Annotated in this window: 5 protein-coding genes; 1 reads left to right on the top strand and 4 read right to left on the bottom strand. The window is 62.9% G+C overall.

The genetic code is table 11. The features are described 5' to 3' along the window. Positions 1-273: 273 nt before the first annotated feature. The 4 genes from dcd to VGD20_RS21200 are packed head-to-tail and all read right to left on the bottom strand — an operon-like array spanning position 274 to position 2581. Positions 274-828: a dCTP deaminase gene (dcd, locus tag VGD20_RS21215; protein WP_331136353.1), complete on the bottom strand. Its 555-nt coding sequence runs from the start codon at positions 826-828 to the stop codon at positions 274-276. A 39-nt stretch (positions 829-867) separates the two neighbouring features. Next, positions 868-1329 (bottom strand): cytidine deaminase, encoded by a 462-nt coding sequence (locus VGD20_RS21210; protein WP_331136352.1) that lies wholly within the window; start codon positions 1327-1329, stop codon positions 868-870. Then, complete coding sequence (locus VGD20_RS21205; RefSeq protein WP_331136351.1) at positions 1326-2081, bottom strand: GH25 family lysozyme; 756 nt, start codon at positions 2079-2081, stop codon at positions 1326-1328. The genes VGD20_RS21210 and VGD20_RS21205 overlap by 4 nt, the downstream gene beginning before the upstream one ends. A 2-nt stretch (positions 2082-2083) precedes the next feature. Beyond that, complete coding sequence (locus VGD20_RS21200) at positions 2084-2581, bottom strand: UPF0262 family protein (protein ID WP_331136350.1); 498 nt, start codon at positions 2579-2581, stop codon at positions 2084-2086. Positions 2582-2822: 241 nt separating this feature from the next. Between VGD20_RS21200 and VGD20_RS21195 the strand changes: the two genes are divergently transcribed. After that, positions 2823-3502 (top strand): DnaB-like helicase N-terminal domain-containing protein (locus VGD20_RS21195; protein WP_331136349.1); only part of this gene is annotated, 680 nt, incomplete at its 3' end.

The raw sequence follows: 3502 nt of genomic DNA, 5'->3' as shown, positions 1-3502 counted from the left end.
CTTTGACCGCCACATCGACAACATGTCCGTTTCCGGTGGGAACAATCATATTGGATGCAACCTCTTCCACCCAAGTCACGGCTAATTCGGTAAACTGGAGCACTCCGTTTTATATCTGTGCAAGAAACAATATATCATTGGCTTGGAGCTCTTCAACGGCGAGCAGTACAGCGCCATTCAATATTGGTCTCTGCAAAGTTTGGTCATTAAATTTGGTCATATCTCCAACGGTGACAATCGTTTAAGGGCATATAGTAAATTTGGTCCGGATTCCTATAGCTTCGGCAGCGTGACGCCCTTCTGCCCCATATATTTGCCCGCGCGGTCGGCGTAGCTCGTTTCGCACGGCTCGTTGCCCTGCAGGAAGAGGAATTGGCACGCCCCTTCGTTGGCATAAATCTTGGCGGGCAGGGGGGTGGTGTTCGAGAATTCGAGCGTGACATGGCCTTCCCAGCCGGGCTCGAGCGGGGTGACGTTCACGATAATCCCGCAGCGTGCATAGGTCGACTTGCCGAGGCAGATCACCAGCACGTCGCGCGGGATGCGGAAATATTCGACCGTGCGGGCGAGCGCGAAGCTGTTCGGCGGGATGATGCAGACGTCGGTTTCGCGGTCGACGAAATTCTTCGGGTCGAAATCCTTCGGATCGACGATCGTACTGTCGACGTTGGTGAAAATCTTGAACTCGGGCGCGACGCGTGCGTCATAGCCGTAGGAGGAGAGGCCGTAGCTGATGCAGCCGTCGCGGCGCTGCGCCTCGACAAAAGGTTCGATCATGCCCTGCGTCCGGGCGGCTTCGCGAATCCAGCGGTCGGAAAGAATGCTCATGCGTGTCTCTTGTCGGTCCTGCGGGGGTTGCGCAAGCGGTCAGTCGATCAGGCCGAGGTCCTTCGGCCCGAACGAAGCGGGAAGGAGCTCGCTGAGCCTGTAGGTCTTCATCGTGCTGCCGTCGCCCGAGGCGCAATGGACGAGTATATCGGTCTTCGAGCGCTCGGCGGCTTCGTTGAGGATCTGGCGGCAGCGGCCGCACGGATGGACCGGCTCGCCGCCGGTCAGGGCATCGCCATCGGGGCGGCCGCCGACAATCGCGACCTCGGCAAGCTCGCCGATCCAGCCTTCGTTGGCGATCTTTGCGATCGCCGCGGTTTCCGCGCAGAGAGTGAGGCCATAGCTCGCATTCTCGACATTGGCGCCGGTGACGACATCGCCATTCTTCAGCAGCAGCGCGGCGCCGACGTGAAACCCCGAATAGGGCGCATAGGCGCGGCTCGCAGCGTCGCGCGCGGCATCGATCAGCGCAGCCCGTGCGTCGGGAAGGGTTTCGGTCATCGTTGCTCTCCTTGCGGGCGCAGCACATTCCAGCCGACGGTGCCCTCGGCACCCGACACGCGAACATAATTATTCGCCTGCCACATCGCCCAGGGATGTGCGCCATAATCGGGTTCGAAAAAGTCGCGTCGCAGCCAGGTCGTGCGCGCGATGCCCTGCGTCACCTTATAGTCGCTCTCGAACGCCGGGCCGGGGGCGATCAGGCTGCGTTTGCCCATATGCGCCTCGATCTGCGCCAGAAACGTGGCGAGTTCGGACAGGAGCAGTGCGCGGGTCGGCCGGTCGGGGCAGCGGTCGTCATAGTCGAGCCACACCACCGCGGGGAGGGCGTCTGCTCGTCGGGGTACGTGGCGGATGAAATTGGCCGCCTGGTCGGTCGCGAGCTGGCAGAGGCTGTACCGGTGGATCGCACCGGCTTGCACCCCCGCCTCGCGCGCCGCGGCCATGTTGCGCGCGAATTTCGGGTCGACGGCGGCCGATCCGTCGGTTCCCATGATATAGGCGAAATCTGCGCCCGCCGCCTTGATCGACCCCCAATGGACATCGCCGTTACCGGCATCGATCGTGACGCCCTGCGTCGGATAGAGCGTGTGGTCGGGTGTCCAGCGCGCCGCCCACCACAGGGCGAGGCCCGCGGCAAGCAGGAGCAAGGCGATCGTTGCGCCGGTCCGGCGCAGCGCGCGTGCGATCGCGGCGCGCCAATCGCCACCCGGCTTTGCCGGTCGCTTGCCCCTGACCGCCCCCGTCGCCATTCTCAACCCTTGATGTGGAGGACGCAGATCAGCGTGAACAGCCGCCGCGCCGTGTCGAAATCGACCGCAATCTTTCCGTCGAGCCGATCCATCAGCATCTCGGCGGCCTCGTTATGCAGGCCGCGCCGCGCCATGTCGACGGTCTCGATCTGCTGCGCGGTCGAGGTCTTGATCGCCTGATAATAGCTGTCGCAGATCGCGAAATAGTCGCGGATCGGCCGGCGAAAACGCCCGAGCCCGAGGATGATCGCCTCAAGCGGCGAGCCATCTTCTCGAGAAATTTCAAAGATGAGTCGGCCGTCCTCGACACGCAGCATCAAGCGATAGGGACCGGCATAGCCGTCCTCGTGCCCGCGCTGGGGGACGAACTTGTTATCCTCGATCAGGTCGAAAATCGCGACGCGGCGCTCCTGTTCGACATCGGGATTGCGCCACACGATCGACCCCTCGTCGAGCTCGATCGAAATGATCCGTTGTTTCGAAGGGTCTGCGTCGGCCATATTCTTCGTGCTTCTACTTGGCCCGGGCCGAAGGGCAAGGGGGCGACTTGGCGACACATCAATTCCCGTTCGTGTCGAGCGAAGTCGAGACACCCATCGACACAACGCCTAGCCCGAGGGGCATCTCGACTTCGCTCGATGCGAACGGGTTTGAAACTTATCCCCAGATGGTTCCACGGTCGTGCGGATGAGCAAGGTCAATCCGGTTGCACCTGTTGAGCGAACATCGCATGGTATGGCCATGCCAGAGATTGCCTTGTTTCCTACCCCGGCGCCGGCCGGGGACGAGCGCCAGATGCCGCGCAATATCGAGGCCGAGGCCGCGTTTCTCGGCGCGATTCTGATCGACAACCGAGTCGTCGAGGATCTGCCCGTCGCGCTCAATCCCGAGCATTTTTTCGAACCGCTCCACGGCCGGATTTTCCAGCAGACGATGGCGCTGATCGAACGCAACAGCATCGCGACCCCGGTGACGCTGAAGCCCTATTTCGAGGCCGACGAGGCGATGAAGGCGGTTGGCGGCGTCGGTTATCTCGCGCAGCTCACCGGCAGCGGGGCGGGCCTGATCGGCGCGCGCGATTTCGCGCGGCAGATTTTTGATCTCGCGCTGCTTCGCGAGCTGGCCGGCGTCGGCCGCACGCTCGTCGACAATGCGCTGGACACCAGCGAACGCGTCGATCCGCAGGCACAGATCGAGGAGGCCGAAACCGCGCTCTACCGCGTCGCAGGCGGCGAGGCCGAGATGGGGTCGGTCAAGAATTTCAGCCAGGCGAGCCTCGTCGCGCTGCAGGCGGCCGAACGCGCACTCAACTCGGGCGGCCACCTCTCGGGGATCACCACCGGTATCTCCAGCATGAACGCCAAGATCGGCGGCATGCACAATTCGGACTTGATGATCCTCGCCGGGCGCCCCGGCATGGG

Source organism: Sphingopyxis sp. (assembly GCF_036402335.1).
Taxonomy (GTDB): domain Bacteria; phylum Pseudomonadota; class Alphaproteobacteria; order Sphingomonadales; family Sphingomonadaceae; genus Sphingopyxis.
Note: the sequence above shows the minus strand (reverse complement) of the source record. Positions and strands in the feature narration are given on the sequence as shown.

Excerpts from the sequence above, each read along its gene's own strand:
- VGD20_RS21200 (WP_331136350.1), bottom strand. The coding sequence starts at position 2,581 with ATGGCCGACGCAGACCCTTCGAAACAACGGATCATTTCGATCGAGCTC.
- VGD20_RS21205 (WP_331136351.1), bottom strand. The coding sequence starts at position 2,081 with ATGGCGACGGGGGCGGTCAGGGGCAAGCGACCGGCAAAGCCGGGTGGC.
- dcd (WP_331136353.1), bottom strand. The coding sequence starts at position 828 with ATGAGCATTCTTTCCGACCGCTGGATTCGCGAAGCCGCCCGGACGCAG.
- VGD20_RS21210 (WP_331136352.1), bottom strand. The coding sequence starts at position 1,329 with ATGACCGAAACCCTTCCCGACGCACGGGCTGCGCTGATCGATGCCGCG.